Raw genomic sequence first — 26,526 nt, 5'->3', positions numbered from 1 at the left:
AAGATGAACGGTTACGGTAGAATTTTGAGGATAAATCTCAATGATGGAAGTGTGAGAAACGAGGAATTGCCCCCCGAGATTGCAAGGAAATTCCTTGGTGGATTGGGAATTGCCGCCTATTACCTCTACAAGGAGGTCCCCAAGGGTGCAGATCCCCTGGGTGAGGAGAACAAGATATTCATCGCCCCAGGCCTATTAACTCCCTTTGGAGTGCCAACAGCATCCAAAACATCTCTGACCTCCAAGTCCCCACTCACCGGCGGATTTGGACGCACAGTTGTTGGAGCTCCAATGGGCGTGGAGCTCAAGAAGGCGGGGTACGAGATGCTCATAATTGAGGGAAAGAGCGATGAACCCGTGATCATAAGAATTGAGGATGATAATGTGAGCATAGAGCCCGCCCAGGACCTTTGGGGCCTGAATACGAGGGAAACACAGAAAAAATTGAAGGAGAAATACGGAAAGGTGAGCACCGCCGTGATAGGCCCTGCTGGAGAGAATCTGAGCAGGATCAGCGGTATAGATTTTGAGGAGAGGCAGGCCGCGAGGAACGGTATAGGTGCGGTTTTTGGAGCGAAGAAATTGAAGGGCATAGTTGTAAGGGGCACCAAGAAGCCCGAGCCGTACGATGCTGCAAAATTGAGAAAGCTCATAGCCAAGTGGGCCAAGATAATAAAGGATCATCCAGCCACCAAGGACGATATGGGCTACGGAAGCGGAGAATTTTTGAGATGGATGAATCTGGAGCGCGGCACATTTCCAACGAGAAACTGGCAGTGGGGTTACTTCCAGAGTTTCTACGACAAGGCCAAGGAGGGCGAACTTCTGGGCATAGACCCATATTACTGGGTTCCAAAGTTCAGGAGCGGTAGGAACCCCTGCCCCAACTGTACCAAGCCATGCTCCCAGGTGTTCAAACTCACAAAGTATATGCCTGGAGTGGAAACGGACGGACCTGAATATGAGACCCTCTACTCACTGGGTGGAGAACTGGAAATTGATGATCCCGAGGCCGTGGCTTACCTGAATCTGCTCTGCGATCTGTACGGACTGGATACCATAAGCGCCGGTGTGACCATCGGCTGGGCCATGGAAGCCTATGAAAGAGGATTGCTCACAAAGGAAGACACCGACGGCCTTGATCTGAGATTTGGAAATGTAGAGGCTGCAGCGGAGGCACTTCGCAAAATGGCCTACCGCGAGGGAAATCTGGGCAAATTGCTTGCGGATGGAAGCAAGAGAGCCGCCGAAAGATTGGGGAAGGGAAGCGAGAAATTCGCCATACATGTGAAGGGCCAGGAATTGCCTGCATACGATGTACGCGGCATAAAGGGAATGGCGCTCGCAATGGCCGTATCCTACCGTGGTGCATGCCACCTCACCGCCGGCGTGTATGGCACAGAACTTGTGGGCAGGTGGTGGAAGTTTGATGGCATAGATAGGTTAAGCGCGGAGAACAAGGGATTTGAGGTGAAAACCCACGAGGATCTCATGCAGGTGTATGATGCCCTCGGTGTCTGCAAGTTCTCACGCCACATGTACTTCCTTGAAGGATTTCCGGAACTGATTCACGCAGTAACTGGATTTGAAATGAGCAACGCCGAATTGATGGTCATTGGAGAGCGCATATACAATGTTGCCCGTGCCTTCAATGCCCGTGAGGGATTCGATCGCAAGGATGATACCCTGCCATGGAGAATTCTGCACGAGCCCATACCAAAGGGCAAGAGTGCTGGCGCCTATGTGAAGCCCAAGGAACTTGAGCATATGCTGGACGAGTACTATCAGGCCAGGGGCTGGAGTGAGGATGGAATACCCACCAAGGCCAAGCTCGTTTCCCTGGATCTGGAGGATATTGCAGAGGAAATCGGCGTGGGTCATTAGGCCCTTTTTCCCAATTTTCTTGATTTTAGCAGTCGCGTATATTGTAAAACCTCTTTGCATCATTGCGCAATTGGTGGAACGTATGATATACGCAGGCACTCTTGCCTGGTTTCTTCCGCTACACCTCTGATTTCCCAGATAACTTAATTATTTTATACCTCACAAACATGCCAAATTATGGAGGACATTTACATCTACGACACGCTCAGCGGCGAGAAAAGGAAGTTTGAGTCCGTTCATCCGGGAAGGGTGGGCATTTACGTTTGCGGACCAACCACCTACGATTATGCACACATAGGCCACGCAAGGCCCGCAATTCTGTTTGACGTCCTTAGGAGATTTCTGGAATATATGGGCTACGATGTTGTCCTCATATCCAACATAACCGACGTGGATGACAAGATAATAAACAAGGCAAACGAACTGGGCAAGGATCCCATAGAGATGGCCCACTACTACGCCCAGGAGTACCTGAAAGACATGGACGCTTTGAGGGTGCGCCGTCCAAACATCATACCCAAGGCCACGAGGCACATGGGGGAGATCATAAATCTCGTGAAAACCCTCATTGAGAGGGGCTACGCCTATGAGAGTGGTGGAGATGTGTATTTCTCCGTTGAAAAATTCAAGGATTACGGCAAATTATCACACAGAAAAATGGAGGATATGCTGGCCGGGGCAAGGGTTGAGGTGAGCGATAAGAAACGCAACCCCCTCGATTTTGCCCTGTGGAAATCCGCCAAGCCCGGAGAGCCCTCATGGTCCTCTCCCTGGGGTCCAGGAAGACCTGGCTGGCACATAGAATGCAGTGCGATGAGCATGACCTATCTCGGCCCAACCCTGGATATCCATGGTGGCGGTGCAGATTTGATTTTCCCCCACCACGAGAACGAGATTGCCCAGAGCGAAGCCGCAACGGGCAAGCCCTTTGCAAGGTACTGGATGCATGTTGGTCTGGTGAGATTTGAGAAGGAAAAAATGAGCAAGAGCATAGGCAACGTGTTCCTCGTTCGGGACTTCCTCAAAAAGTATCCGCCCGAGGTGCTGCGTCTCATGTACCTGAACTCCCATTACCGCAAGCCCTACGATTTCAGTGAGAAGAACATTGCAGATTCCCTTCCACTTCTTGAAAAAATATGGAGCACATACCAAATACTGAAAAAATCGGCCAATGAGGGGGATGCATCAGAGCAGGTGAAAAGGAGAATAGGGGATGCGAGGAAGAGCATAATTTCGGCTCTCAGCGATGATTTCAACACCAGGGAAGCCATGGCGGCGTACCTTAACTTTGTGACCCAAGCAAAGGACCTTCGGGGTCCAGATGCGAGGGCAGCCCTTGAGTTCCTTGAAGAGATGGATTACATATTTGACCTGCTGCCCAGATCCAAGGGAGAAGATAGGGAGGAAGAACTCATAAAACTGCTTCTTGAAGTGAGGAGCGAGGAGCGCAGGAGAAAGAACTACGATATTGCGGATTATATCCGGGAGCAACTGGAAAAAATTGGAATAAAGATAGAGGATACAAAAGAGGGAACCAGGTGGTACCTCATTTAAGCGTCCCTTATTCCCTCCTCAACTATTTTTATGACAACCTCCCCATCGGGCAGTGCCGGGGAATCTATGAGCCGTGCAACCCTCTTATTGCCCCTGCTCTTGCGAAGGTATATGCGATAGGTGGCGGTGTGCCCCACAATGTGGCCCCCAATGGGCTGGGTCGGATCTCCAAACATCATGCCCGGGTTTGCGGCCACCTGGTTTGTCACTGCCACAACGGCGTTGTTGAGATCTGCAAATTTCAAAAGGTCGTGCATATGCTTGTTGAGCAACTGCTGTCTCTCTGCCAGAGAGCCCCTACCAACATACTCGGCACGAAAATGAGCGGTCAGAGAATCCACGATGAGGAGACGAACAGGATATTCCTTCGCCAGTTCCATGGCCTTGTCAACAAGGAGAATCTGGTGGTTGGAGTTGAAGGCCCTTGCCACATGTATCTTCTTGAGTGCCTCAATGGGATCAAGTCCAAGGGCCTCTGCCATCTGCTTTATCCTTTCAGGCCTGAACGTGTTTTCCGTGTCAATGTATATGGCATGCCCCTCCAGACCCCCCTTATCAGCGGGTAACTGGACATTTACGGCAAGTTGATGCATTATCTGCGTCTTACCTGAGCCGAACTCTCCGAAAAACTCAGTTATAGCCTGGGTTTCAAGACCTCCACCAAGGAGCCTGTCAAATTCGGGAGAGCCTGTTGTGAGTTTTGTAACATTCTTTCTACGTTCGTAGATAACATCACCCGTTTCAAAGCCCCCAACATTGGCGTACTTCCTGGCGGCTAGAATTATCTTCTGCGCCACGCCCTCACCTATACCTGCAACATCGGCAAGGTCCTTTGGAGATGCCACTGCAAGTTCAATCAAATCCGTATAACCGGCATCACGCAGTTTCTCGGCCGTGGTTGGCCCCACACCGGGCAAATCCTCCAGGGTGAATTCCTCTTTCTCTTCCTTCTTTTTTGTCAAATCAATCACCTTCAATATCCTATGCATATTGGTTTATTAATCTTTTCACAGCCACCTGGATATGTATTTGACGAGATCAACCACGCGGGCAGCATAGCCGTACTCGTTATCGTACCAGGCGAGCACCTTGACGAGGTTTCCCCGCACGTAGGTCTCAGAGGCATCGTACATGGCACTGTGGGGATTGCCCTTGAAATCTGAGGACACGAGGGGCTCATCCACGTACTGCAATATACCCTTCAATTCTCCTTCGGCTGCACGCCTGAACGCCGCACGCACCTCATCCTCCGTAACAGGTTTCTCAACCTCGACCACGAGATCCACAATGCTCACAGTGCTGGTTGGCACGCGAATTGATATGCCGTGCATCTTTCCATCCAGTTCGGGAAGCACCAGCCCGATGGCCTTGGCCGCACCCGTGGTTGTGGGTATGATGTTCTGAGCCGCTGCCCTTGCCCTGCGAAGATCCCTGTGGGGAAGATCCAAAACGCGCTGATCATTTGTGTATGAATGCACCGTTGTCATAAGCCCGTACTTTATTCCAAAATTCTCGTGGAGAACCTTGGCCACGGGAGCAAGGCAATTCGTCGTGCAGGATGCGTTGCTTATAACATCGTGCCTCTCTGGATCGTACATCTCGTGGTTCACCCCGAGCACGAGGGTAACATCCGCAGGCTCACCCTTGCTCGGGGCTGTGATTATAACCTTCTTCGCTCCTGCTTTCAGATGCTTTGCCGCCTTGTCCCGCGAGCGGAAAACTCCGGTGCTTTCAACCACAACGTCCACGTTGAGATCCTTCCAGGGCAATTTTTCCGGATCTCGCTCGCTGAAAACAGGTATTTCGCGGCCATTGACGATTATGCTGTTCTCCGTGTGCTCAACCTCACCTTCAAATCTTCCATAGTTTGTGTCATATTTCAGCAGGTGCGCCAGTGTGCGCGCATCAGTTATGTCGTTTATGGCCACTATGTCCAAGTCGCGATGACCTATGCGGAAAACAAGACGGCCAATTCTCCCAAACCCGTTTATTGCAACCCTCACCACATTATCACCAAAGCATAATCATATTGGGGTATTAAATGTTTATCTCCTAAACTAGAGAAGCTTCGCAAGTGCCTTTATCTCCTTATTAGTCACATGCGTGTAATCTGAGTAGTTTTCAGGTATTTGTGGCCGAGTAACTGCTGTATGTACCCGATATCTGCCCCTGATTCAAGAAGATGCGTTGCGAATGAGTGGCGCAGGGTGTGCGGAACTCTTCGCCTGCTATCGCAGGCTCGCCCTTCGGATCTGCTAACAAGCGGCTATCTGGCTTCGACGACTTCAGATGTCCACAAAAACACAACTTCGCAAATTTTAAATCCGTTGCGATGATTTAGGCACGGTGATAAGATGAGCAAGATAACCATAAGTCTGATTAAGGCGGATGTCGGGGGCTGGCCCGGACATTCCACGGTACATCCAGATCTGATTGAAACGGCAAAGGAGGCCCTGCAGAAGGCGAAGGATGAGCACATCCTCGAGGATTTCCACGTTACGGGCGTGGGAGACGACCTGCAACTCATAATGACCCACCGCAAGGGTGTGGATAGCGAGGAGATTCACAAACTTGCGTGGAACACATTCGAGAAGGCCACCGCAGTTGCCAAGGAACTGAAACTCTACGGAGCAGGCCAGGATCTGCTGAAGGATGCATTCAGCGGAAACATACGCGGTATGGGTCCTGGTATAGCGGAGATGGAGATAACAGAGAGGAAGAGCGAGCCAATAGTGGCCTTCATGATGGACAAGACAGAGCCGGGAGCGTTCAACCTGCCCATATACAGAATATTTGGAGATCCCTTCAACACTGCGGGACTCGTTATTGATCCCAGCATGCACGATGGATTCAGATTCGAGGTATGGGACATAATGGAGCATAAAAAGGTGATACTTCACACCCCGGCTGAGATGTACGATCTTCTCGCGTTGATAGGGGCCAAGAGCAGGTACGTGATCAAGAGAGTTTACGCTGCGGAGAGCAATCCCAAGGTCAAGGGCGAGGTTGTGGCCGTTGTGAGCACGGAAAAACTCTATCAGATTGCCGGAGAGTACGTGGGCAAGGACGATCCCGTGGCCCTTGTGAGGGCACAGAGCGGTTGCCCCGCCCTGGGAGAAGTGCTTGAGCCCTTCGCATTCCCCCATTTGGTTTCTGGGTGGATGCGCGGTTCCCACAATGGCCCGCTCATGCCCGTGAGCATAAAGCAGGCACACTGCACTAGATTCGATGGACCTCCCCGCGTGGCAGCCCTGGGATTCCAGATCGCGAATGGCAGGCTTGTTGGTCCTGTGGATCTATTTGACGATCCTGCATTCGACCGCGCAAGGGAAACTGCCGAGTACATAGCAGATTACATGCGCAGGCACGGCCCATTCGAGCCGCATCGCCTCCCTCTGGAGGACATGGAGTACACCACATTGCCCAAGGTGCTCAAGAAGTTGCAGGATAGGTTTGAATCCCTCTGATCCCTCTTTATTTTTGATTACCCGAATCTGTTTAATTAAGTTTAAATATGTTCTCCCTATCCTTAACCCGTGAAACTCAGTGAACTCAAACCCGGGGAGACAGGCGTTGTTACGAAGGTTGGCGGTTCAGGTGCAATACACCGTAGGCTGCTATCCATGGGTATACTCCCCGGCACTGTTATCAGGGTTGCCCGATACTCTCCATTCGGAGATCCGATTGAGTGCGAGGTAAGGGGTGTTTTTGTATCCCTAAGGAAGAGTGAGGCCGATTACATAGAGATTGATAGAATTGTGCCTCTTCATCTTGTACCTGCGGGGGAGAGGGTTAGGGTGGTAATTCTTGATGGAGGTATGGGATTCATAAGAAACATGGCCAGAATTGGAATATCCCCAGGCAAATTTGTGGAGATTCTGAGACCCTGCTGCCCCATGGTCGTGAGAACTGAGGTGGGAGAGTTTTACGTAGGAAGGGGAGAGGCGTACAGAATCTATGTGAGGTGATTCTGTGCTCATAGCCCTGGCAGGGAACCCCAATACGGGAAAAACGAGTTTGTTCAACGCAATTACCGGGGCGCATCAGCACATAGGCAACTGGCCTGGTGTGACCGTGGAGAAGAAGGAGGGCACTGTAACATTTGAGGGAAAGAAAATAACCATTGTGGACCTGCCGGGCACGTATTCCCTCACAGCCTACTCCCTTGAGGAGATCATAACCAGAAATTTCATACTTGAGGAGGAGCCGGATGTCGTAATAGATGTGATTGATGCCACCAATCTGGAGAGGAATCTCTACCTTCTAACGGAACTCATGGAACTCACGGACAGGATAGTCGTGGCTCTCAACATGTTTGACGAGGCAAAGAAGAAGTACAAATTGGACGTGGATAAGATGCGCTCCCTCCTCGGGCTTCCTGTGGTACCAACCGTGGCAATAAGGGGGCAGGGAATCAAGGAACTTCTGCATCAGGCCATGCACGGCAAGTTCTCTGCAAAAAAAATCTACTACCCCGAGGATGTGGAGAGAAGAATCTCACTCCTAAAGGAAAAATTAAAGGACCTGGGCTTGAAGAATCCTAGGTGGCACGCGATAAAATTGATTGAGAACGATGTGGAGGTGCGCAAAAAGATTGCGGGCCTAGGGGGAAGGGATATCCTGCACCTTGCCGAGCACTTGAGGCACGAAATTGAGGACATTTACGGGGATGACATAGAAACGCTTATGGCCTCATTCAGGTATTCCTTTGCCCACGGACTGTTCCACGAGGTTGCCGTTCCCATTAATGTGGGTGGTGTGACCATAACGGATATGATTGACCATGTGGTTGCCCACAAAATATTCGGATTGCCCATATTCCTCGTTATTCTTTACCTCTCATTTGAGTTCGTGTTCACCGTTGCCGCTCCGTTTCAGGACGCCATTGATTTCATATTCAACGGAAAGGATGTTGCCGGCGGCCATATAAATGGGCTCATTGACCTATCATACAAGTGGATGTCCTCCTTCATGCCATCCTGGGCATCTTCCTTTATAAACTACGGAATGTTCAGGGGCCTTGCCGCAGTGCTCACATTCACGCCCATAATAATGCTCTTGTTCCTCATATTGTCCATCTTGGAGGACTCGGGCTATCTTGCAAGGGTTGCATTCCTGATGGACAGGATTATGAGAAAAATAGGAATGGAGGGGCGCGGGGTCATATCCCTAATGCTGGGCTTTGGCTGCAACGTGCCAGCCGTTATGAGCACGAGAGCCCTTAAAAATGAGAGGGAGAGGAAATTGAGCATTGCACTCAACCCGCTAATTCCCTGCGGTGCACGTATACAGGTGTTTGCATTTCTGACTTCCATATTCTTTGCACGGCATCAGGCACTTGTGCTCTGGTCCCTTCTCCTGCTCTCAATGCTCGTTGTTGCCCTTCTCGGTTACATCTACAGCAAAACCATATTCAAGGGCAGGGCAGAGCCATTCGTGATGGAACTTCCACCCTACAGAGTGCCCTCTGTGAAGGGAATACTGATTCATATGTGGGAGAAAAGCGAGGGATTTCTTCGCAAGGCCGGAACAATAATAATAGGGGCTGCCGGGATAATCTGGCTCCTGGCCGCACTGCCATGGGGAGTGAAGTTTGGGGGCCCTGAAAGTTACATTGGCCAATTTGCAAAATTTATGGCACCGTTGGGCGCGCCCTTTGGCATCACCCCAGAGGCCATAATAGCACTGTTCTTCGGATTCTTCGCAAAGGAAGTCGTGATAACCGCATTTTACTCCCTCTATCAGACCAAGGCGGCCATGCTGGCAGCCATGACCCCTCTCCAGGCCTATTCTCTTCTGGCGTTCATCCTGTTCTACACACCATGCGTGGCCACACTTGCCACAATATACAATGAGACGAGAAGCAAAAAATTCGTTCTTTTCGTGATCGCTGAAGGATTTGCCCTCGCAATGATTTTCTCCTTCCTGATTTACAACATTGGCTCACTTCTGGGGGTGGGCTCTTGAAAATGGAAAGAAAGGTGCTTTTATCCGTTATATACTCCTCGGCCCTCTCAATATTCGCAATCATACTGGGAATTCTTGAAATTCTATCATTTATTGGCTTAAAATTGTGGGGGGCACCTCCAGACGTGATGGGCGGGTTCTCTCTGATTGTGGCTTCAACCCTGATCCTGTACGGGGCAAAGAACACTGTTAAGATGCTATACGACGGGCTCTCCTTTTACATCGTGGGCCTTTCGCTGCTCATAGGCATAGGTCTGCTCCAAACACTCATAGTTCTGGCAAATATTCTTGATTATTACATACTATGCATCGGGGAATCTTGTGCACCCTACTCCACACCACCCCGTCCCGAAGTTTACATGTTCTTCCTCGCCCTGCTGGGACTTTATCCGTTCTTCGTACGGTGGCATTTCAGGAGGAAAGAGCCATGATCAAGGATGTGCTCCGGGGCATAAATGCTGGGAAAACCCTTGCACAGATTGCAGAGGAACTCAATATGGAATATTCTGCCCTCCTCGGAATGGTTGGGCAACTTGAGAAGATGGGTTATCTCCATTCATCGGAGCGGAGCGAGAGCGAGTTGGTTATGTGCAAAACCTGCGCCCTTTACAGGGTGTGTTCAAAGCGCGGACTCAAGATCTATTATCTCACGGATAAGGGAAAGAGGGCGATAAAATAATTAAGCATGTTCCCCTTCTTCTTATTATGAAAATAGGGATAATAAGTGATACCCACGACAACATTGAATCCGCAAAAAGGGCGGCCAGCATATTCAGGGAGGAAAACGTGGATTACGTATTTCATCTGGGTGACTTTGTGGCACCCTTCACCCTGAGAGTATTTGAGGGCTTGAAACTCTACGGAGTTTTTGGAAACAACGATGGAGAGAGGTTGCTTCTTTCCAGGGTCGCAGAGGATCTGAATTTTGTAATATCGGAGGCACCCTTTGAGATGAATATAGAAGGAAAGAAATTCCTTCTTCTCCACGGGTGGGGCAGTGTTGATAGAACAAGAAGCATAGTGGATTCCTTCGCAAAATCTGGAAACTACGATTTTGTGCTCTACGGCCACACACACAGGAGGGACCTGAGAGAAATGGGAGATACGAGAATAATAAATCCGGGGGAAGCCTGCGGATATTTGACAGGCACGAAGAGCATCGCTCTGCTGAATCTGGAAGATTCTTCCGTGAGATTTGTCGTGCTCGATTGATTCTCGTGTACAAAAAATTAAATACGTTTAGGGGAATAGGGATTTATATGGACCTACTCTGCTTCCATAGCAGTGCCGATGTTCGGAATAAAATATCCATGCATTTGAAAGATATGAACTTCAAATTCAGATGCTATGATGTTAAGCCCTACAAGGAGGTCCTTTCCCTTCATAAAAAATACAACCCCTCCATAATTTTAACTGAACTGCACAGCGAGAATATTGAAATCTTGGAAGAGGATATGTTCGTGGTACCTCTCGTTAGGCATGTTAACAGGTCTCTTATAACGAAGTATGCAAACAGGGATTTTATAATAATCGATGAGAGCCTTGCTAATTTCAAAACCATTTTTATGGGACTTCTTGTATCCCACAGGGATAAGAGAAGAGTGAATAAACTTTTGAGATTGAAGAGAATTGCAAAAAACATAATTTACGCCTATGGCTTTGAATGGGGAAAGACCTTCATTGTGCGAAGAGAATTTGAGAGAAAAATATACGACATCATTCCAAAATTTATGACGGGTAGCATAAATTTCTTCATGGCACTGAGAAACTTTGCAAATGCTCCAAAAATAAAGAATGCTAAGATCGTATGGGTCACGGATATTGTGGGCAAAGACAGAATAAAACCCCACAACCTGACCATTCTGACGGACAGCATAATAAGGTTCATTGAAGAGAATGAGAACGCCATTGTTCTTGTGGATTGCGTTGAGTATCTCCTCCTATACAACGATTTCATCAACGTTCTCAGAAACATAGAGCTGATAAACAGTTACGTGATGGAGAGGAATGCAATTCTCATTATCATAACTGATAATAATGCCTATACAAACAAGGAGTATTCTTTATTAAGGAGATATGCAATAGAGTGGTCAGGAGAGTGATTGAAAATGATCCCCGAGGAGATCGTGAGATTCTTTCAAAATGGAGGAGGACACTCTTTGCTGATAAAGGGTGAGCCGGGAAGCGGAAAAACAACATTCGCGCTCGAGATCCTGAACCAGCTCAAGGGAGATTTTGAAATTCACTACATATCCTCCCGGGTTGCCGATGAGGTTCTATTCCTACAGTTCCCATGGCTGAAAGAGGTGCTGAACAAAAAGGTTGAGAGCAAGAAGAAGAAAATTTCAAGAACAGAACTATCCAAATTGGAGGGACTAATAGAGGAGGGTATGATCGAGGAAAGGGCGAAAATTCTGGAGAACGAGGCGTTCATAGAAGTGGGCTCAATGATGCCAGAGATCGATGAGATATATGATTTTGTGGAGAGTGTTTATCCAAAGAAGGCCCTTGTATGCGTGGATTCCATAGATGGCCTAAGCGAGAAGTACGGCGTGCCCGCAGAGAAACTTCTTTACACCCTGCAAAAGGACCTTGTTGAGGGGGGATTTACAAACATAATATTCGTGCTGGAAAGTTCTTCCTTCGAAAATATAGAGTACTTGGGTGATGGGGTTGTAAGTCTGCACCATGAACCCTGGGACTCCTCGTGGAAGAGGTACATGATCATAAAGAAACTCAGGGGCTCACCCATAAAGAGGTCAAGGTACATATACACCCTTCACGGGGGTCACCTCCGCACTCTCAACTACGAGAACTTCTCCCTTGATTCTGTGGATGGTGTTGAGAGCGCAGAACTTGAGAAATACCTGGAGTCCCTGAAATCCACCTCCCTTAATTTCATAATTTCTCCCAATTTTCCCGTGGAACTCATTCAACTTCTGATTCTCACGATGATAAAGAGAGACTATAAGAACACACTAATTGTACCGCCCATAACCTATCCAGGATTCACTCTCAAAAAGCATGCGGATAAGTTCACAAAGGGCAAGGTGAAAATCGCAGGATTTGGCAAGGAGAACGCAGATATAATTCTTGAAGGCAGGGACATGCTCATTGAGCTCTCTCCAGATATAATAGAATATCACGTGGGGGGCAATTCTTTGGCAATAATAAGCATTGATGCTCTCAAGAGTATGTACAAAGAAATGACCGATTTGCCTCGCCTAATTGAGACCATAAAGATGAAGCACAGGGTCATTCTTCTCACACCAAGCAACGTGGAAAAAGAGATAACATACCTGGGCGTTGAGAGAAATGTGTACCTGGAGAATATGGATGGAATACCCGTGATCAAGGATTCCAATTCCGTGATGGCCCTGATCACAAGGGTGGAAAAAAATAGATTGCTCGTTGAGATGGTACCCCTTATGTGAGGGGTGGTGAGAATCGCAGAGGATAACACCTATGCCTGGGACGTGCTTCGACATCTCTCCGATCCATATTCTGTGAGAATTTTAAGAGCCACCCTGCACAGACCACTGGATGCAATAACCCTGAGTAACACCTTGGGCATACCCATAGCAGTATGTTACAGAAGACTCCGCGAACTTGAGCGCCTGAAACTAATAGAGGCTGTGGGAAGAAAATTAACACAGAAGGGTAAGTGGATTACCCTTTACAAGGCCCGCATAAAGAACGCCACCGTTGTTATGAAAGAGGGGAAATTGTACCTGCGAATTTCCTTCCGCTGGGGAGAGGAGCAGGAACTGGAAGTGGAGTAATACCTTCTGCTTATGTAGTAGAGCAACCCGAAGATGGCAAATAGTGCAGCAGCACTTAGCAGGGTTGCATTGATCCCATATACGGTTGCTCTAAATGTATACCACTGTGGTGTCAGGGGATAGAATATGGCAAGATTATCTCCCTCAAGAACGGCATCCGAGAAGAAATGGGTCAGATTTATCCCCAGTATGGTGAGAAACAGAGGCATATGCCTCCCCTTGGCATCGAAGATATAGTCAAAGAGAATTAGAGCGAGGGGAATCTGAAGGAAGAATATCATGTTGTGTGTTATATCCTTATTTACGAGGTGAGCACCATCGGTAATGGCCTCCATAATGATTGAGAGTATGAGTGCCCCATAAATCTTGCCCCTCCTCTTTGGGAGAATTATGATGCCGGCTAAGAATCCAAGGAGAATATGCCACATTATGTTACCGATAGAGGTTTCCAAGAGGAAGTAGGACATCACATTCATATTTGCAACTTGGCTGGATTATTTAAAAAATATATGCCGTGAAAATCTCAAAAGATTTTTGCGATTGATTTTCATTTGAGATAATCACAATGCAAATTATTTAAAACCCCCAACCATCGTTCAAATATGGATAACGTTCCCCTGGACAGGATAGTTAAGATTTTGACGGATGGTTACGCAATAAAGATCCTCGCGGCCACGACCAAGGATGTGAAGAGCGCCATAGATCTGAGTCAGGAACTTAACGTGCCCATTGCTGCCTGCTACAGAAGATTACACATGCTTGAAAATGCAGGATTGCTCCATGTGCAGGAGAGGATCACCCCAAAGGGCAAGAAGATGAAGTACTATCGTTCAAAGATAAAGAGGGCAAACATACACATTGAGGACAACACGCTAATTGTGGAACTCATATTCTCAAATGGAAACATAAAGAAGTACAGCGGTAAAATTGTGGCCGGATGAAAATGAACCTTGAAGAATCCCTCCTCTCGGAGTATTTTGCGACTTTCATGGAGGGAAAGAGTTTTGTGGTTGTGGATGTCAAGCCACTTCTCATCACAAAGAGCAATCTCATTCTTATAAAGGCGCTGGCGGACATAGACAAGAAGAGGGGTCTCGTTATAACCCTTGAAAGGCCCCACCACTACCTCACATACCTTCTTGGGATACAGGGGATAAATCAGAGAAATATAACCTATGTGGATCTTGCCTATTCAAAAACCAAGAAAATCAAGTTCCCGATAAAAATTACGGGGAAGGAGAGGCACCTGATCGGGGGATTCATAAACGAGGATTCGGTGAATCTTGAGAACTTCGAGTTTGTTATGATTGACAACCTATCCACGTCCAGAATGTACATGGGAAGGGACTCACTGTTCAAATTTGTGCATTACCTCGCGGATGCAACAAAAAAGGCGGATGCTTCTTTTATCCTTTCCCTGGATGCATCCAGGGAGAGGGATTTGATAAACTCTCTGGAGGATTTTAAATATGAGGTCATAAAATTTGGAGAGGTGATGAAGAATGGCTATTAGCCGAACTCCCTCGGGAATAAATGGTCTGGATCCCCTCATTGAAGGTGGATTCCCAACACCCTCCGTCATACTCATTGCCGGCTCTGCAGGATCTGGAAAAACAACCTTTGCATTTCAATTCCTGATGGAGGGTGCAAGGAGGGGTGAGAGAGGACTCTACATATCCACACTCAGCGAGAAAACAGAATGGATGCTCAGATTCATCTCTCCCTACGAGTTCTTTGACCCAAGGTACATTGAGGATGAGACTATAATATACGAGGACATAGGCAAGGAACTGGGTACGATGGACACGATGAAACTCATAATAAAGATAAACGAAATCATTGCAAAATACGTGCCCCAGAGGATAGTCATAGATCCCATAAATGTGGTAGGAAATTTTGTGGAGGATTACAGAGAGTTTCTATTTGAACTGGTGACCCTGCTCAAGAACTGGTCAGGTGTTACCCTTCTCACGGGCGAGGTAAAACCCATGGAGAAATATCCAGAAGATGTGGGCTACACTGCCGATGGAATAATCAGTTTGATAATGCGCACGGAGGATCATGTGATAAAGAGGTACATTCAAATTCTGAAGATGAGGGGAACAAACCACAGCATGGCCATACATCCCCTTGAAATAACAAGCAAGGGCATATCCGTTTTAAAGGCCCAGTTCTAATTTTCTTCCCGTTATTCTCTCATACATTTCCATGTAGAGTTTTGACGTGCGCTCCACCAGTTCCTGAGGCAAGGGCGGAATTGGTGGCTCTTCCCTACCCTCTTCCCTGGCCTTCTTTAGGGCTTCATAGTATCCTATGCTCCTGTAATATTGCCTAACAAATTCCTTACTCAACTGAACAATATTTCCGTTCTCATACTCCTCCCTATCCCACCATCGATCTTCGTCCAGTGTTCCAAAGGTATCAACCACAACAATCTCCCTCTCATTATTCAGGGCGAATTCCTTCTTTCCATCCACATGGATCAGACCCCTCTTTCTTACCTCCCTGTCCATCATGGAATCTATCTTCAATATTATTTGACGTATCTCCTCAATTTCATCCCTGGTGAGACCTCCTATTTTCATGGCTTCCTGCACATCCACCTTGCGATCGTACTCCTCAAATTTTGTGGTTATCTCAAAAACGGGCTCAGGTAAAGGGGCACCGTAATCGGGCATACTTTTAAATCCCAGTTCCCTGTAACTCATTTTCCCGCTCTTTATCCTATCGTAAAGTGAGCCCGCAAGATAGTACCTTGTTATGAACTCAAGGGGAATGAGGTAATTCCCATCCCTCCTCGTTGGCTTATCCAGAATTTTGAATCTCTGAACCTTCATCTTGTTACCTCTCGAGGATATATAATGGTTTTTTATCCCCATATCATTCAATTTTTCAAACCAGAAGGATGCTGTGGAGCAAAGGGTTTCACCCTTGTGGGGAATCTGGGAGGGTATTATCTTATCAAATACTGATATGTTGTCCGTGAAAATGAATAAAAGGGTTTGAGAATCTATGGCATATACCTCCTTCACCTTGCCCTTTCTGATGAGTTCCATAAAAAGAGATGGAAAATAAATATAAAATCTTAGCGATTGGCGATCATCTGTATGTACCCGTAAAGTTGTTTCAAATAATCCTTTATGTCTTTCACGTCCTTTTCAAGTACACGCAGATCAACCTCGATCTTGTTTACCCTGTCTTCCAGGTCTCTAAGTTTCCTTTCCACATATTCATCATCCATATTGCATCACCTCATCAACTTGGTGGTGGGGGCGGCAGGATAACCGCCTTTTTCTCAGGCCTTTTCCAGGTGAGGGCAAGTATGCCCCCGATCAGCAGGAGGATGAAGGTCAATATTCCTCCAACACTGAGAAATGCGGCTATTATGGCCAGCAAACCCCCTGTATGCACCTTGTCCGGGTCCTTCATCATGAACGCGGCAATGAGTGCAACCAGACCACCTATGAAACCAAGTATAAGGCACATACTCGCAAAAAAAGCAAGGCTATGGGATATCATATAGGACCCAACCACAAAATATGCTCCAATTATCACGTAAATTACGCCGTATACCAAGGATAGTACTGCCCCGATCAATGTGATAACGAATGCGGCCACTGGATAATCCTCATTGCCCATCGAAAACACATAACTTTAAGGTAATTAAATTTTTACTTGTTTTAACATGAAAAAAAATTTATACTATTTCCATTCTATTTGCTAATGAATGACACGGGGGTATCTCAACAACAGGCAGAAAATAATGCTTCATTTATCTCAATATTCGAATGATATAGATGATATGCTCGCTCCAAAGGCAGTTACACAAGATTGCATTGCCAAGGCCATTGGCATAGGTCGAAATAATGTTCCAAGGGAAATCAAAAAACTCATAAGTTCTGGTTTTGTATTATCTAAAAAATTGCATGTGAATGGACTGAGGAATAAAAGAACAGTATATTTTCTTACAGAAAGGGGGATTGAAGAAGCAAATAAAATAAAAAGAGAACTAAAAAAACTTAAAATAACTGTTGTGGATAACTCCGGCAAAAGAGAAAATATGATTTTGAAGGATGCATGCGAGAGATATAATTTACCCTTCATTCTGTGTGCCCTAAATCTTGACAAAAATAAGAATTTAAACTTAATATATCTGGATAAAAAAAGAGGAAATGCCTATCACAGCATTGATGAGAATTTAATTATTAGAGATTTCTATGGAAGAAGTGAGGAATTAAAAAATTTAAGAAATTGGATAAATTCAGATAAGAAAATACTCCTTATGGCCGGAATTTCAGGTATTGGTAAAACCACACTTTTACTAAAATTCGTTAAAGAGTATCTTAAGGATAGAGATGTTTTGTTTATAAAAATTGAAAGTTGGAGCGGGGTGGAAAATATAGCGTATAAGATCTCAAAATTTTTATCAAAAATAGGGGCTCCACAGATGGAGAGATATATAAAACAATTGCCATTCTCAGAAGACAGAAAATATGAGTGGAATAACATATTACTATTAATCAAGGAATCTATAAAAAACGAAATTTTCATATTTGATAATATTGAAAACTGTGATGATAATTCAAAGAATTTTATAAGGAAGATTGTGGAGATGGTTAATTCAAGTAAAGATTTTAGGGTGATATTGAGTGGAACCAAGATAGAGGATGTCGTGCCCATATCAAAGATTGAGTATGTTGAAGAGATAAAACTGGGAGAGTTGGATGAGAGAAATGCATTAAATATGCTCATTCAAAAAGGATTCTCAAAGGAGGATGCCATTGAAATTGTATCAAAATACGGGGCAAATCCACTTATACTCAAAATATTGGGAAATGGAAATTATGGAATGATAAGAAAATTCATGTTTGAGGGCATTCTTAAGAGTTTGAGTAAGGAAGAAGCGGACGCTTTGAGTTTCGTTTCCGTTTTAAGAAAGGAGTTCAAACTGAGTATGCTCCTTCAAAACAACATTGAATATCCCACAATCTACTCTCTGATAAACAAAAATATACTTGTGGAGTTGGAATATGAGATGCTTTCAATACACAGAAGCATTAGAAACTTTGTGTACGAGCATCTAACAGAAAAAAAGAGAAAAACCTATCACCTTATGGCGGCAAAGTACTACGAAGAAGAGGATGTTCTCGAGGCCGTTTATCATTATGCACATGCAGGAAATATTATGAGAGCAACAATGCTTCTCCACGAAAATTACGAAGAATATCTCTTTAAAAGAGGGGGAGAGATAAGGAAACTTGCCCAGGATATTTTAAACCGATACGATGACCTAACCAAGGAGCAGGAATGGCAACTTTACGGTATAATTGGGGATACCTATGAGATCGTTGGTAAGTGGAATGATGCTTTGGAAAACTATAAAAAGGCAAGGTCACTTTCCAAGAAGGGGGATGTTGAATTCAACGCAAGAGTCTCTTTAAAAATCGCAGACATTCTTGGTAAAAAGGGAAAATACTCCGAGGCTTCAAAGATTGTTAAAGATGTGTTAAAGAAAATCACAAAAATAGGAGATAAAAAGATCATGGCCTATGCATATTATGTTCTTGGAATAATCAGTATGAAAAGTGGAAACACGGAGGATGCAAAAGAATATATGTTTGAGGCAATTAAATTTGCAGAGCAAACATCAGATCTGGAAAGCTTGGGATACGCGTACAATGGTCTTGGAATTATAGAGAGGTCTAATAAGAATTATGAAAATGCCATAATATTTTTTGAAAAATCTGCAGAGTGCTTTGAATCCTCCGGTGATCTCTCCGGCCTTGCAAAGGTAACTAAAAACATAGGGTTGGTTTACTACAATCTTTACGATGACCGTGCAGAAAAATATTTCAGAAAGGCAATGCGACTCTCAGAAGATATAGGAGATAAATGGACCCTGGCCCACACCTATATTTCAATGGCAAACTGGAACATGTACAAGGAGAAGTTCTTTGAAGTTAGAGGATACCTTGATAAAGCTCTGAATATTTTTGAAAAATTAAACGATTTAGAGAACCAGTCCTACGTATATAATTCATTGGGGGTTTTCTATGCCTATCTTGGAGACAAAGAAAGGGGTAAGGAATTCTTTGATAGAGCCATAAATTTAGCAGCACAGATTGGAAGAGAGGATCTCATAATAGAATTCTCCAAATGGGCAATGAAGTATCTCAAGAAATATGGGATCTTCTATGTGGAAGATTATGAAAAAATTGCAAATGGGGAGAAAAAGGTTGTGGCCATCATAAATCTATAATCACCACGCATCATCATCTGGTGGATGCGGACCTACAGATGTGGAATACACTATGCTCCAAGCATCATCATCTGGTGGATGTGGGCCGTAGGTGTTTGCATTACCTCCCGTGCTTCCTACGGTAACAGTGTTTGTGTGAATCTGGGTGTGCATTCCCAGCATTCCGACACCAATGAGACCAGCCACTATCACCAATCCCAATACCATCTTCCAGTTCATTTTGATCACCATTTTATTTTACACGGGTCTTTATATTAAGGGTTTGTGAGCATACTCTAATCCCATATGGCTCACAGCAAAACAGGAAAAACTCAAAGCAAACTTGGGGTAAAATGAGCATGCTCACTACAATCTTTAAATATGAATGTGCAAATTTTACATTCAATGAGAGTGCTGGTGATTGATGATAGTAGGGAATTGATAAAACTTATTAAAATTTCGCTAAAAAGAGTAGGGATAGAAGATGTTGATGGAGCCTATAATTTTGAAGAGGGACTTAGTAAAATCCAAAAAAATGATTATGATGTGTACATAATAGATTATCACATTTCTTTTGCAAATGGGCTTGAACTTGCAAATATTGCTAAAGAAAAAGGAAAGGTCATAATAATGACCGGAGACCCGGATTTTAAAAGCAAACAATTTACAGTTTTTTACAAACCCTTTAACCTTTTAAGTTTTACTGAATACGTCCGCTCACTGCAGCAACCCCACAACCCATAATGTGTGTATATCAGCGCTTTTCCATATACACAAAAGATCATACCTTGCGATAGGCCTCTTCGGCGACGATAATGCATGCGAGTAAATCATCCAGTGTATGCAGAAGTTTTGATGCGCTGGGAGAGCGGGCTTCGCAGGATATCATCCTTCCATTTAAAGAGCAGTGCACATAATGATAATTGTCAACCCTTATGCTCTCAAATATGGCCCTAGCCATCTCATCGCTATCGTATTCAAGCACAATTTTTCCGCCTATCCAATGTATATCTCCCGACCCATTCTGCGGGAGTACTGCCACTCTTCATCACCTCCTTCAAATTCCTTGAGGGAAAGATCTATCATATCCGCGTAAAAAAGTATGTAGGCTTCCTTGGTCCTTATCCTCTGGGGCACGTTATCCACTATGGGAGAGTGGTGGGATATTATGGCATGAAGAAGTTTATCCCTCAACTCTCCTGGAAAATCCACAATCTCCCTTATTTTAGATTCCACAAGGTTAAATCCAATAACCGTGTGCCCCAGAAGTTTTGCACTATCCCTCTGCCTTATGGTTGTATCTATCTCATATGCTTCAATTTTTCCAATGTCGTGGAGAAGCGCCGCGGTGAGCATAAAATCTCTATCAACCTTGTAAATATCTGCGAGCCCCTCGCATATCCTTGTAACATTCAGAGTGTGCTCTGCCAGTCCTCCCATGTAAGCGTATATTTCATAGGATGACCATGGAGCCTCTTTAAATCTCTCAACAAACTGCTCATCGGAAAAGAAAGAATCCAGGAGCCTGGAAAGGTGGGGGCTTTCAACTTTCTCCACATATGCAAATATATCCTTCATTATCTCCTCCACATTGTCCAGTGAGGGAACGAATCTCGTAACATCATAATTATCGATCTTGCGTATGTAATCGTATTCGGCATCCACAGATATGGAGGGTTGCGTGTCCTTCTGATACGTGCCCCTAAGTTCAACAACATCCCCCTCCTTTATCTCCCCGTACAATCTCTCAGTTAGAGCATCATCATTTCCCCAGTATTTTATGAGCACGTTTCCCGTTTTATCTCCCGCTTCAAGAACAAAGTACTTACCAAATTTTGAACGGTAATCTCTAATTCCAAATTTCTTGCGCACAACGAGGATCGTGTTTACATTCTCCCCATCCTCAAATTCACTGACGTATTTCATATTTTGATATTTCCCTCTCGGTATTATAAGTTTCGCCGAAGAAATTCAGGATACCTCAATTAACTCTTCCTTCTTCGCTGAGGTGAGAACCTCGTGCCCGTCTCTGCGAACAACCACATCGTCCTCTATCCGAACCCCACCGAATCCGGGGATGTATATTCCCGGCTCAACAGTCACAACCATTCCATCCTTAAGGGGCACATCAAGCATGCGTGAGAGTCCCACATGGTCATGAACGGCAAGACCCAGACCATGACCTGTGGAGTGGGTCATCCTCTCCCTGTACTTGGTAGAATCTATGAACTCGTGGACCTTGGCATCCACCTCTTTACCGTTCACCCCTTCCCTTATCATCTCAATGCCCATTCTCTGGGCCTCAAGCACCGTGTAGTATATATCCTTCTGCATCTCAGATGCTCGACCAAAAACGAAGGTGCGTGTTATGTCCGAGTTGTAGCGATGGTACCTTGCTCCAAAATCACAAAGCACAAAATCCCCCCGCCTCAGTTTTCTTGCCCCGGCCGTGTAATGTGGCTCCGCTGCATTTTCCCCGAAGGCGGCTATTGTGGTGAAGGCAACGTCCTCGGCACCTCGTCTTAGCATCTCGTAAACGATCTTGGCGGCAAGTTCGTACTCGCGCATACCCTCATGTAAGAAATCAGGTATGGAATCGGCAACCTCGCTTGCAATCTTGGCCGCTTCCCTCATTATCCTTATCTCCTCCTCACTCTTTACCTTCCTGGCATCCATTATGGCTTCGGATACGTTTATGTATTCTCTCTCACCCAGAACTTCCTTTATCCCTTCAAAATCCCTGACGGAGAGAGCATCAAAATTCAATCCTACTTTCCTGGCATCTCCAACAATCTTGCGCAGAAGCTCCTCACGCTCCTTACCTGTTCTGAATATGTAAACCTCATTGCTTCCCTTCCTTGCGCTGGTCTCTTCAAGAAGTGATGTGAGAACCTTCACGCCCGTGGGTGTGACCACGGCGTAGGAGCCCTCAAATATTCCTCCTTCCACGAGCCCTGTGACATAGAAGAAATTCAGGTCCTCAACGGGTTCTCCTCTGTTGTAAATCAGAATGACATCAACTTCCTCCTTGAGATTTTCAAATATGCTCTTCTGATGCATAGGCGAGTATCGCTTGCATCTATTTACAATTTTTCTCTCCTCATATTCCAGAAAATGATGGTGTAGGACCATATGAACAGGGTTATTGCGCCTATGAACTCCGCTATGGCCACCCCCTTGAAGGTTCTCAGTGCCCAAACTGCAAGAATCCATAAAATCACGTACAGGGCTATGGAGAATATGCCCATTTTGCGGCTGTATCTCAGGAGGAATCCCACGCCAGCCACCAGTATGCCGAAGGACGCCGTTAAGAAAAATGCCCAACTAACGTACCAGTGGGGTGGTGTGCCCTCGGGAAAAACGCCTATGAGGGTGAGAAATATCATACCGAGGAGATAAACATAAATTCCCCACCTTGCAACACCCTCAAATTCCCTCTGCAGCCCGTAGGAAAAGTAGGTCATCCCCAGACCCGCTATTATGAGCCCCGTGCTGAGAACCCATGGGTAGTTAACCCAGGAATGATATATGTTTCCCAGATCACTTATGGCATTATCTGTTATGCGCCACCATGATGAGTTAAGGTATATTGCTATGCCTATGAAGAGAAAACCGATTACTGGAGATACAAGCCCAGAATAGAGATACTTCCTTTCCATGGGGGTAAATCTGCATCATACTATTTCTTTTTTTCATCGTAGTACTGCATCACACTCTCCCCAGCATCCCTAAATGCCCGGGCCACACCTCCAACCCCCAGTTTTATGCCCCCAAATATTCTTGACACTACAAGAGCATGATTTCTAGCATCGTACTTTTTTAAAATGCCAAGTAAAACTTTCCCAGGATGTCCTACTTCTCCATCATCCTTATACTTCTCATCATTATTAACTATAGCTGCCCAACAATGATGTGAGGCTTTTTTATACATTCTTCTATGCATTTTTAGTATATCATTTACCTCATCCATATTATCAATCTCATATAAATGTGCGTAAAACTTAGATTTTTTGACCTTTATCATCCCAACCGATATTTCTTTCATTAATTGTGCAATGCAAGACAATATAAATGAATTATGAAGGTAATTTCCGCTTTTTTGAAATACCGCAAAAACATAAAACAGAGTCTCCAAGCTACAGTCACATAGGAGTATAACTTCAAAAGTAAAGTTTCCCAAGGAATTTTATTCGAGATCTATAAACCTGCAAGACCGCTGAAAAAAGTGACTGATGATACCAATCTCAAAATTCTAATCTTCTTGCCTTCAACTATCTCATCCCATACTCTTGCCTTCTTCCAGCGGGAGAACAAATAAACTAGTGCTATAACTGGAAGTATCACGCACTGGGTTACACGAATTCCAAATAATCTACAGAATTATTATGATTTTGAGTTATTTTTAACATCGGATATACATCATTCCTCCCATGACCAAGCAATTAAATATGTAATTACTAAAGTAAATAACGTCTACTTAATTCAGAGAGGATGGTATGATACCACCACCCTCAGTAGCTCAATATCAACAAGGCAGTCACCCCAACCAAGAATAATTTTGAAATGAACATTTTTCTGTCTATTTTTCCACTTTTAAAACGATAAAGGAGATATATAAATGCTATAACCTCAAGTACGCCAAGAATATAAAAATGCTAGGGGTATATACCAAACTCATCAACTCTATTTTCGTTATCATCTCCTTATGGTGATTATTATACAAAAAATGACTTGTCGTATCTTTACTTTAACACTTTTTACTTCTTTATAATATACTCTTTTTCTATTACATTAACTTAACCTTCTTTCTATATATAATCTATGTAATAAAGTACTTTATAGAGAAAAGTATATATACATTAATACCATTTACTTTTTGCCTAACAAGGTAGGAGGTGTGAAAATAGAAAGAGAAAAAAAAGAGAGTAAAATACCTTTGGGAATTTACGATAGTACTTTTGTCTCTAACTTTGATTGCCATGCTACCTAATGCACATGGAATGTATTCCACATATAAACCAAATATATACGGCAATACTGCTACGGTTTATGCAAAAGGAACTAACATATTCGGATTTGTAGTAGCTTGGGTAAAATCAGAATGGACATTTGGAATTAATGGTAACACTGGGAAGTTTATTTTAAATAACCAGGATACTTTTTTGACATTAGACTCGGGTGGTACATGGCCAGATGGAGGAAACTGGAAAGGCACGCAGTCATCTACCTCTTCCACAGCTTTGGATTTTTCAGGTGAGTTCAGCTTGGACAGCCCTTTCAATGGGCTTAGTGGTACTATGTACAACAATGTGGTTTATCATCCCGATGATGGATCTTACTCTTGGTACAGGGGTATATATGGCGTAGATTTACACATGGAGTCATTGCCCTTTCCACCCATAGACGTAGAATTTGATGCATAATTTTTTTATTTTTTTATTTATAATGTAGCTAGCTAAATTAGAGGTGTAATGCTATGAAAATAAAAATATGGGTCATTGGAGTAGTATTAATATTGACACTTGGAATACTCATAAATATAATTCCAATGAGTAGTTATTACTTCAGCCCCGAATATCAGAATGCTAAATATAAAGGAGCCATAGAACCTGGAAAAAGCAGTTTAGAATACAAACTGACTACGGGAGTATTCCTGGAAAAAAACAATACTACTGGAAAATATCTTAATATATATCTCAGAATTATAATGAACATCACAATCATAAATAAGAATAATTATTCTATATCCTATGAAGTATTCAAGGGATATGTAACAACTTCCGGCATGGGATATGCTAAAATGATTAACAAGGCTTATATCTATGTCTCAAAATCCAATCCAATAATTTCAATCTTGTTTCCTTCTGGTTCAAATGTTACAATTTTAGATCATACTCTCACCATAAACAATAAAGGTTATCATACATTTGTAAACAAATTTTATGGATATCCTGTCTTTTATCCTCTTTCCTTATATGGTGGATATGTTAAATATGGAAAACAGTATGTAGCCATGTATTTTGGAGCAGGATTTAACACCAGCCAAATTCATAAACTTCTTAAGGATATATATCCTGAGATAGAAAATTACAGCTCAGATAGCCAGATCATGCTTATGATTCATATTATTGGAGGAAATAGTGTCCCAAACCAAGACTGGAGTGGTTGGTTTAAATACGGATTTGCACATGCGTTTCCACTCAACATAGCATTAATTATAGGTTCTTTTATTATTGCCATAGTGTATGTTAGGAGAGGTGAATAATATTGCCAGAAATAACCCTTGAAAATCTTACCTACATCTATCCTGGAAATGTAAAGGCGCTACAAGGTATATCACTTAATATTAAAGCCAATAAAATTGGTATAATAGGCCAAAATGGAAGTGGAAAAACCACATTATTAAGCATACTTATGGGTTTTCAAAAACCATCAAAGGGATATGTGTCTTTAGATAATATAAATCCCTTTAGAAATAGGAATAAAATCTTAGAATATTATACACCATGCTTTGAAAAAGTAAAATTGACATACGGGATGAAAGTTAAAACATTTATAATAACTATAGGAAAAATTATAGGAGATACAGAGTACGCAAAAAATTTGGCTAATTATCTTGGAATTGAAGACTTTGAGAATCATTCGCTCTCTCATCTCTCTGCAGGTCAAGAACAATTAATCTGGCTATTTAACTCACTGGTAGATAAGAGAAGAATTCCTGTTTTAGATGAACCTTTTGTGCATTTGGATATTCACACTTATAGAAAAGTATCCACTATTCTTGTAAAGAATTTTAAAATGTATATACTTACATCTCACATTCCTGAGGATGTTGAGCTTCTAACAGAGCATATAATTATTTTGGAAAGGGGAAAATTAAAGTGGTATGGTAATTTAAAAGAGTTATTTAAAGAGGAATATTATGAAGTATTTTCTAAAGAGACATATATAAAAGAACTTAAAAATATCCTTGGAAGATTTGGAAATATAATAATATGCAAATGTAATAAAAATTTACTCCAGAAGTTAATGGATGATGGGAAAATATTAGGATATAAAAAAGCAGGGGTGAGAGCATTTTATGCAAAAATTTAATTATAT

General features: G+C 43.9%; 32 protein-coding genes. 19 read left to right on the top strand and 13 right to left on the bottom strand.

The window, feature by feature from the left end; translation table 11 throughout:
* The first annotated feature begins 3 nt into the window (after positions 1 to 3).
* Positions 4 to 1,884 (top strand): aldehyde ferredoxin oxidoreductase family protein, encoded by a 1,881-nt coding sequence (locus AC0S1O_RS02515; protein WP_475394193.1) that lies wholly within the window; start codon positions 4 to 6, stop codon positions 1,882 to 1,884.
* Positions 1,885 to 2,061: 177 nt separating this feature from the next.
* Positions 2,062 to 3,438, top strand: coding sequence for a cysteine--tRNA ligase (cysS, locus tag AC0S1O_RS02510; RefSeq protein WP_475394192.1), 1,377 nt, complete (start codon positions 2,062 to 2,064; stop codon positions 3,436 to 3,438).
* Here the strand turns inward: cysS and radA are convergent.
* The 3 genes from radA to AC0S1O_RS02495 form a co-directional block, all read right to left on the bottom strand.
* A complete protein-coding gene (gene radA / locus AC0S1O_RS02505; RefSeq protein ID WP_475394191.1) occupies positions 3,435 to 4,427 on the bottom strand; it encodes a DNA repair and recombination protein RadA in 993 nt (330 codons plus the stop codon). The genes cysS and radA overlap by 4 nt on opposite strands.
* A gap of 18 nt (positions 4,428 to 4,445) precedes the next feature.
* On the bottom strand, positions 4,446 to 5,444 hold the full coding sequence (gap, locus tag AC0S1O_RS02500; RefSeq protein WP_475394190.1) for a type I glyceraldehyde-3-phosphate dehydrogenase: 999 nt from the start codon (positions 5,442 to 5,444) through the stop codon (positions 4,446 to 4,448).
* A gap of 89 nt (positions 5,445 to 5,533) precedes the next feature.
* A complete protein-coding gene (locus tag AC0S1O_RS02495) occupies positions 5,534 to 5,644 on the bottom strand; it encodes a tyrosine-type recombinase/integrase (RefSeq protein ID WP_475394503.1) in 111 nt (36 codons plus the stop codon).
* A gap of 148 nt (positions 5,645 to 5,792) precedes the next feature.
* On the opposite strand from AC0S1O_RS02495, the gene fbp reads away from it, so the two are divergent.
* From fbp to AC0S1O_RS02450, 9 genes are all read left to right on the top strand, one after another.
* A complete protein-coding gene (gene fbp / locus AC0S1O_RS02490; RefSeq protein WP_475394189.1) occupies positions 5,793 to 6,905 on the top strand; it encodes a fructose-1,6-bisphosphate aldolase/phosphatase in 1,113 nt (370 codons plus the stop codon).
* 69 nt (positions 6,906 to 6,974) lie between these two features.
* Positions 6,975 to 7,406: a FeoA family protein gene (locus AC0S1O_RS02485; protein WP_475394188.1), complete on the top strand. Its 432-nt coding sequence runs from the start codon at positions 6,975 to 6,977 to the stop codon at positions 7,404 to 7,406.
* Positions 7,407 to 7,410: 4 nt separating this feature from the next.
* Complete coding sequence (gene feoB, locus AC0S1O_RS02480) at positions 7,411 to 9,405, top strand: ferrous iron transport protein B (protein WP_475394187.1); 1,995 nt, start codon at positions 7,411 to 7,413, stop codon at positions 9,403 to 9,405.
* 2 nt (positions 9,406 to 9,407) lie between these two features.
* A complete protein-coding gene (locus AC0S1O_RS02475; protein ID WP_475394186.1) occupies positions 9,408 to 9,836 on the top strand; it encodes a hypothetical protein in 429 nt (142 codons plus the stop codon).
* Positions 9,833 to 10,084: a MarR family transcriptional regulator gene (locus tag AC0S1O_RS02470; RefSeq protein WP_475394185.1), complete on the top strand. Its 252-nt coding sequence runs from the start codon at positions 9,833 to 9,835 to the stop codon at positions 10,082 to 10,084. The genes AC0S1O_RS02475 and AC0S1O_RS02470 overlap by 4 nt, the downstream gene beginning before the upstream one ends.
* Positions 10,085 to 10,110: 26 nt before the next feature.
* Complete coding sequence (locus tag AC0S1O_RS02465) at positions 10,111 to 10,617, top strand: metallophosphoesterase (RefSeq protein ID WP_475394184.1); 507 nt, start codon at positions 10,111 to 10,113, stop codon at positions 10,615 to 10,617.
* 47 nt (positions 10,618 to 10,664) lie between these two features.
* Positions 10,665 to 11,507: a DUF835 domain-containing protein gene (locus AC0S1O_RS02460; RefSeq protein ID WP_475394183.1), complete on the top strand. Its 843-nt coding sequence runs from the start codon at positions 10,665 to 10,667 to the stop codon at positions 11,505 to 11,507.
* 6 nt (positions 11,508 to 11,513) lie between these two features.
* Entirely contained in the window at positions 11,514 to 12,839 is a 1,326-nt protein-coding gene (locus tag AC0S1O_RS02455) for an RAD55 family ATPase (RefSeq protein ID WP_475394182.1), read from the top strand.
* Positions 12,840 to 12,845: 6 nt separating this feature from the next.
* The gene (locus AC0S1O_RS02450) at positions 12,846 to 13,187 is read left to right on the top strand and encodes an ArsR family transcriptional regulator (RefSeq protein ID WP_475394181.1); all 342 of its coding nucleotides are present in this window, start codon (positions 12,846 to 12,848) and stop codon (positions 13,185 to 13,187) included.
* Here AC0S1O_RS02450 and AC0S1O_RS02445 read toward each other — a convergent pair.
* Positions 13,082 to 13,663, bottom strand: coding sequence for a hypothetical protein (locus tag AC0S1O_RS02445; protein WP_475394180.1), 582 nt, complete (start codon positions 13,661 to 13,663; stop codon positions 13,082 to 13,084). The genes AC0S1O_RS02450 and AC0S1O_RS02445 overlap by 106 nt on opposite strands.
* Positions 13,664 to 13,789: 126 nt before the next feature.
* Between AC0S1O_RS02445 and AC0S1O_RS02440 the strand changes: the two genes are divergently transcribed.
* Genes AC0S1O_RS02440 through AC0S1O_RS02430 form a run of 3 tightly spaced genes read left to right on the top strand, consistent with a single transcriptional unit; the run spans position 13,790 to position 15,364 of the window.
* The gene (locus tag AC0S1O_RS02440; RefSeq protein WP_475394179.1) at positions 13,790 to 14,128 is read left to right on the top strand and encodes an ArsR/SmtB family transcription factor; all 339 of its coding nucleotides are present in this window, start codon (positions 13,790 to 13,792) and stop codon (positions 14,126 to 14,128) included.
* A 2-nt stretch (positions 14,129 to 14,130) separates the two neighbouring features.
* Positions 14,131 to 14,700 (top strand): hypothetical protein, encoded by a 570-nt coding sequence (locus tag AC0S1O_RS02435; RefSeq protein ID WP_475394178.1) that lies wholly within the window; start codon positions 14,131 to 14,133, stop codon positions 14,698 to 14,700.
* Complete coding sequence (locus AC0S1O_RS02430; RefSeq protein ID WP_475394177.1) at positions 14,690 to 15,364, top strand: RAD55 family ATPase; 675 nt, start codon at positions 14,690 to 14,692, stop codon at positions 15,362 to 15,364. The genes AC0S1O_RS02435 and AC0S1O_RS02430 overlap by 11 nt, the downstream gene beginning before the upstream one ends.
* Here AC0S1O_RS02430 and purC read toward each other — a convergent pair.
* From purC to AC0S1O_RS02415, 3 genes are read right to left on the bottom strand one after another with little or no spacing between them, the layout of a single operon-like run.
* The gene (purC, locus tag AC0S1O_RS02425; protein ID WP_475394176.1) at positions 15,347 to 16,243 is read right to left on the bottom strand and encodes a phosphoribosylaminoimidazolesuccinocarboxamide synthase; all 897 of its coding nucleotides are present in this window, start codon (positions 16,241 to 16,243) and stop codon (positions 15,347 to 15,349) included. The two genes, AC0S1O_RS02430 and purC, sit on opposite strands and share 18 nt — an antisense overlap.
* Before the next feature lie 29 nt (positions 16,244 to 16,272).
* Positions 16,273 to 16,428, bottom strand: coding sequence for a hypothetical protein (locus AC0S1O_RS02420; protein WP_475394175.1), 156 nt, complete (start codon positions 16,426 to 16,428; stop codon positions 16,273 to 16,275).
* Between the two features lie 14 nt (positions 16,429 to 16,442).
* Positions 16,443 to 16,826 carry a DUF4064 domain-containing protein gene (locus AC0S1O_RS02415; protein ID WP_475394174.1) on the bottom strand — a complete coding sequence of 128 codons (384 nt, stop codon included), beginning with the start codon at positions 16,824 to 16,826 and terminating at the stop codon, positions 16,443 to 16,445.
* 88 nt (positions 16,827 to 16,914) lie between these two features.
* Between AC0S1O_RS02415 and AC0S1O_RS02410 the strand changes: the two genes are divergently transcribed.
* Entirely contained in the window at positions 16,915 to 19,446 is a 2,532-nt protein-coding gene (locus AC0S1O_RS02410) for an AAA family ATPase (RefSeq protein ID WP_475394173.1), read from the top strand.
* Here the strand turns inward: AC0S1O_RS02410 and AC0S1O_RS02405 are convergent, their stop codons facing one another.
* Positions 19,447 to 19,677: a hypothetical protein gene (locus tag AC0S1O_RS02405; RefSeq protein ID WP_475394172.1), complete on the bottom strand. Its 231-nt coding sequence runs from the start codon at positions 19,675 to 19,677 to the stop codon at positions 19,447 to 19,449.
* 153 nt (positions 19,678 to 19,830) lie between these two features.
* Between AC0S1O_RS02405 and AC0S1O_RS02400 the strand changes: the two genes are divergently transcribed.
* Positions 19,831 to 20,169, top strand: a complete 339-nt coding sequence (locus AC0S1O_RS02400) for a response regulator (RefSeq protein WP_475394171.1) — start codon at positions 19,831 to 19,833, stop codon at positions 20,167 to 20,169.
* A 37-nt stretch (positions 20,170 to 20,206) separates the two neighbouring features.
* Here the strand turns inward: AC0S1O_RS02400 and AC0S1O_RS02395 are convergent, their stop codons facing one another.
* Genes AC0S1O_RS02395 through AC0S1O_RS02375 form a run of 5 tightly spaced genes read right to left on the bottom strand, consistent with a single transcriptional unit; the run spans position 20,207 to position 23,470 of the window.
* Complete coding sequence (locus tag AC0S1O_RS02395) at positions 20,207 to 20,410, bottom strand: KEOPS complex subunit Pcc1 (RefSeq protein WP_475394170.1); 204 nt, start codon at positions 20,408 to 20,410, stop codon at positions 20,207 to 20,209.
* An 11-nt stretch (positions 20,411 to 20,421) separates the two neighbouring features.
* A complete protein-coding gene (locus tag AC0S1O_RS02390; RefSeq protein WP_475394169.1) occupies positions 20,422 to 21,351 on the bottom strand; it encodes a 3'-5' exoribonuclease YhaM family protein in 930 nt (309 codons plus the stop codon).
* Between the two features lie 45 nt (positions 21,352 to 21,396).
* On the bottom strand, positions 21,397 to 22,485 hold the full coding sequence (locus AC0S1O_RS02385) for a M24 family metallopeptidase (protein WP_475394168.1): 1,089 nt from the start codon (positions 22,483 to 22,485) through the stop codon (positions 21,397 to 21,399).
* A gap of 23 nt (positions 22,486 to 22,508) precedes the next feature.
* Positions 22,509 to 23,084 carry a DUF998 domain-containing protein gene (locus tag AC0S1O_RS02380; protein ID WP_475394167.1) on the bottom strand — a complete coding sequence of 192 codons (576 nt, stop codon included), beginning with the start codon at positions 23,082 to 23,084 and terminating at the stop codon, positions 22,509 to 22,511.
* 20 nt (positions 23,085 to 23,104) lie between these two features.
* Entirely contained in the window at positions 23,105 to 23,470 is a 366-nt protein-coding gene (locus tag AC0S1O_RS02375) for a YigZ family protein (RefSeq protein ID WP_475394166.1), read from the bottom strand.
* A 955-nt stretch (positions 23,471 to 24,425) separates the two neighbouring features.
* Between AC0S1O_RS02375 and AC0S1O_RS02370 the strand changes: the two genes are divergently transcribed.
* The 3 genes from AC0S1O_RS02370 to AC0S1O_RS02360 are packed head-to-tail and all read left to right on the top strand — an operon-like array spanning position 24,426 to position 26,520.
* Complete coding sequence (locus tag AC0S1O_RS02370) at positions 24,426 to 24,848, top strand: hypothetical protein (protein WP_475394165.1); 423 nt, start codon at positions 24,426 to 24,428, stop codon at positions 24,846 to 24,848.
* 53 nt (positions 24,849 to 24,901) lie between these two features.
* Complete coding sequence (locus tag AC0S1O_RS02365) at positions 24,902 to 25,690, top strand: hypothetical protein (RefSeq protein ID WP_475394164.1); 789 nt, start codon at positions 24,902 to 24,904, stop codon at positions 25,688 to 25,690.
* A 2-nt stretch (positions 25,691 to 25,692) separates the two neighbouring features.
* A complete protein-coding gene (locus AC0S1O_RS02360) occupies positions 25,693 to 26,520 on the top strand; it encodes an ATP-binding cassette domain-containing protein (protein ID WP_475394163.1) in 828 nt (275 codons plus the stop codon).
* Positions 26,521 to 26,526 lie beyond the last annotated feature (6 nt).

It is taken from the genome of Candidatus Aciduliprofundum sp. HYA1, from assembly GCF_056175085.1.
Note: the sequence above shows the minus strand (reverse complement) of the source record. Positions and strands in the feature narration are given on the sequence as shown.

Coding starts and splice junctions, on each gene's coding strand:
- AC0S1O_RS02515 (WP_475394193.1), top strand. CDS start 4: ATGAACGGTTACGGTAGAATTTTGAGGATAAATCTCAATGATGGAAGT.
- cysS (WP_475394192.1), top strand. CDS start 2,062: ATGGAGGACATTTACATCTACGACACGCTCAGCGGCGAGAAAAGGAAG.
- radA (WP_475394191.1), bottom strand. CDS start 4,427: ATGCATAGGATATTGAAGGTGATTGATTTGACAAAAAAGAAGGAAGAG.
- fbp (WP_475394189.1), top strand. CDS start 5,793: ATGAGCAAGATAACCATAAGTCTGATTAAGGCGGATGTCGGGGGCTGG.
- AC0S1O_RS02475 (WP_475394186.1), top strand. CDS start 9,408: ATGGAAAGAAAGGTGCTTTTATCCGTTATATACTCCTCGGCCCTCTCA.
- AC0S1O_RS02470 (WP_475394185.1), top strand. CDS start 9,833: ATGATCAAGGATGTGCTCCGGGGCATAAATGCTGGGAAAACCCTTGCA.
- AC0S1O_RS02465 (WP_475394184.1), top strand. CDS start 10,111: ATGAAAATAGGGATAATAAGTGATACCCACGACAACATTGAATCCGCA.
- AC0S1O_RS02460 (WP_475394183.1), top strand. CDS start 10,665: ATGGACCTACTCTGCTTCCATAGCAGTGCCGATGTTCGGAATAAAATA.
- AC0S1O_RS02455 (WP_475394182.1), top strand. CDS start 11,514: ATGATCCCCGAGGAGATCGTGAGATTCTTTCAAAATGGAGGAGGACAC.
- AC0S1O_RS02445 (WP_475394180.1), bottom strand. CDS start 13,663: ATGAATGTGATGTCCTACTTCCTCTTGGAAACCTCTATCGGTAACATA.
- AC0S1O_RS02440 (WP_475394179.1), top strand. CDS start 13,790: ATGGATAACGTTCCCCTGGACAGGATAGTTAAGATTTTGACGGATGGT.
- AC0S1O_RS02435 (WP_475394178.1), top strand. CDS start 14,131: ATGAACCTTGAAGAATCCCTCCTCTCGGAGTATTTTGCGACTTTCATG.
- AC0S1O_RS02430 (WP_475394177.1), top strand. CDS start 14,690: ATGGCTATTAGCCGAACTCCCTCGGGAATAAATGGTCTGGATCCCCTC.
- purC (WP_475394176.1), bottom strand. CDS start 16,243: ATGGAACTCATCAGAAAGGGCAAGGTGAAGGAGGTATATGCCATAGAT.
- AC0S1O_RS02420 (WP_475394175.1), bottom strand. CDS start 16,428: ATGGATGATGAATATGTGGAAAGGAAACTTAGAGACCTGGAAGACAGG.
- AC0S1O_RS02415 (WP_475394174.1), bottom strand. CDS start 16,826: ATGGGCAATGAGGATTATCCAGTGGCCGCATTCGTTATCACATTGATC.
- AC0S1O_RS02410 (WP_475394173.1), top strand. CDS start 16,915: ATGACACGGGGGTATCTCAACAACAGGCAGAAAATAATGCTTCATTTA.
- AC0S1O_RS02405 (WP_475394172.1), bottom strand. CDS start 19,677: ATGGTGATCAAAATGAACTGGAAGATGGTATTGGGATTGGTGATAGTG.
- AC0S1O_RS02400 (WP_475394171.1), top strand. CDS start 19,831: ATGAGAGTGCTGGTGATTGATGATAGTAGGGAATTGATAAAACTTATT.
- AC0S1O_RS02390 (WP_475394169.1), bottom strand. CDS start 21,351: ATGAAATACGTCAGTGAATTTGAGGATGGGGAGAATGTAAACACGATC.
- AC0S1O_RS02385 (WP_475394168.1), bottom strand. CDS start 22,485: ATGCATCAGAAGAGCATATTTGAAAATCTCAAGGAGGAAGTTGATGTC.
- AC0S1O_RS02380 (WP_475394167.1), bottom strand. CDS start 23,084: ATGGAAAGGAAGTATCTCTATTCTGGGCTTGTATCTCCAGTAATCGGT.
- AC0S1O_RS02375 (WP_475394166.1), bottom strand. CDS start 23,470: ATGAAAGAAATATCGGTTGGGATGATAAAGGTCAAAAAATCTAAGTTT.
- AC0S1O_RS02370 (WP_475394165.1), top strand. CDS start 24,426: ATGTATTCCACATATAAACCAAATATATACGGCAATACTGCTACGGTT.
- AC0S1O_RS02365 (WP_475394164.1), top strand. CDS start 24,902: ATGAAAATAAAAATATGGGTCATTGGAGTAGTATTAATATTGACACTT.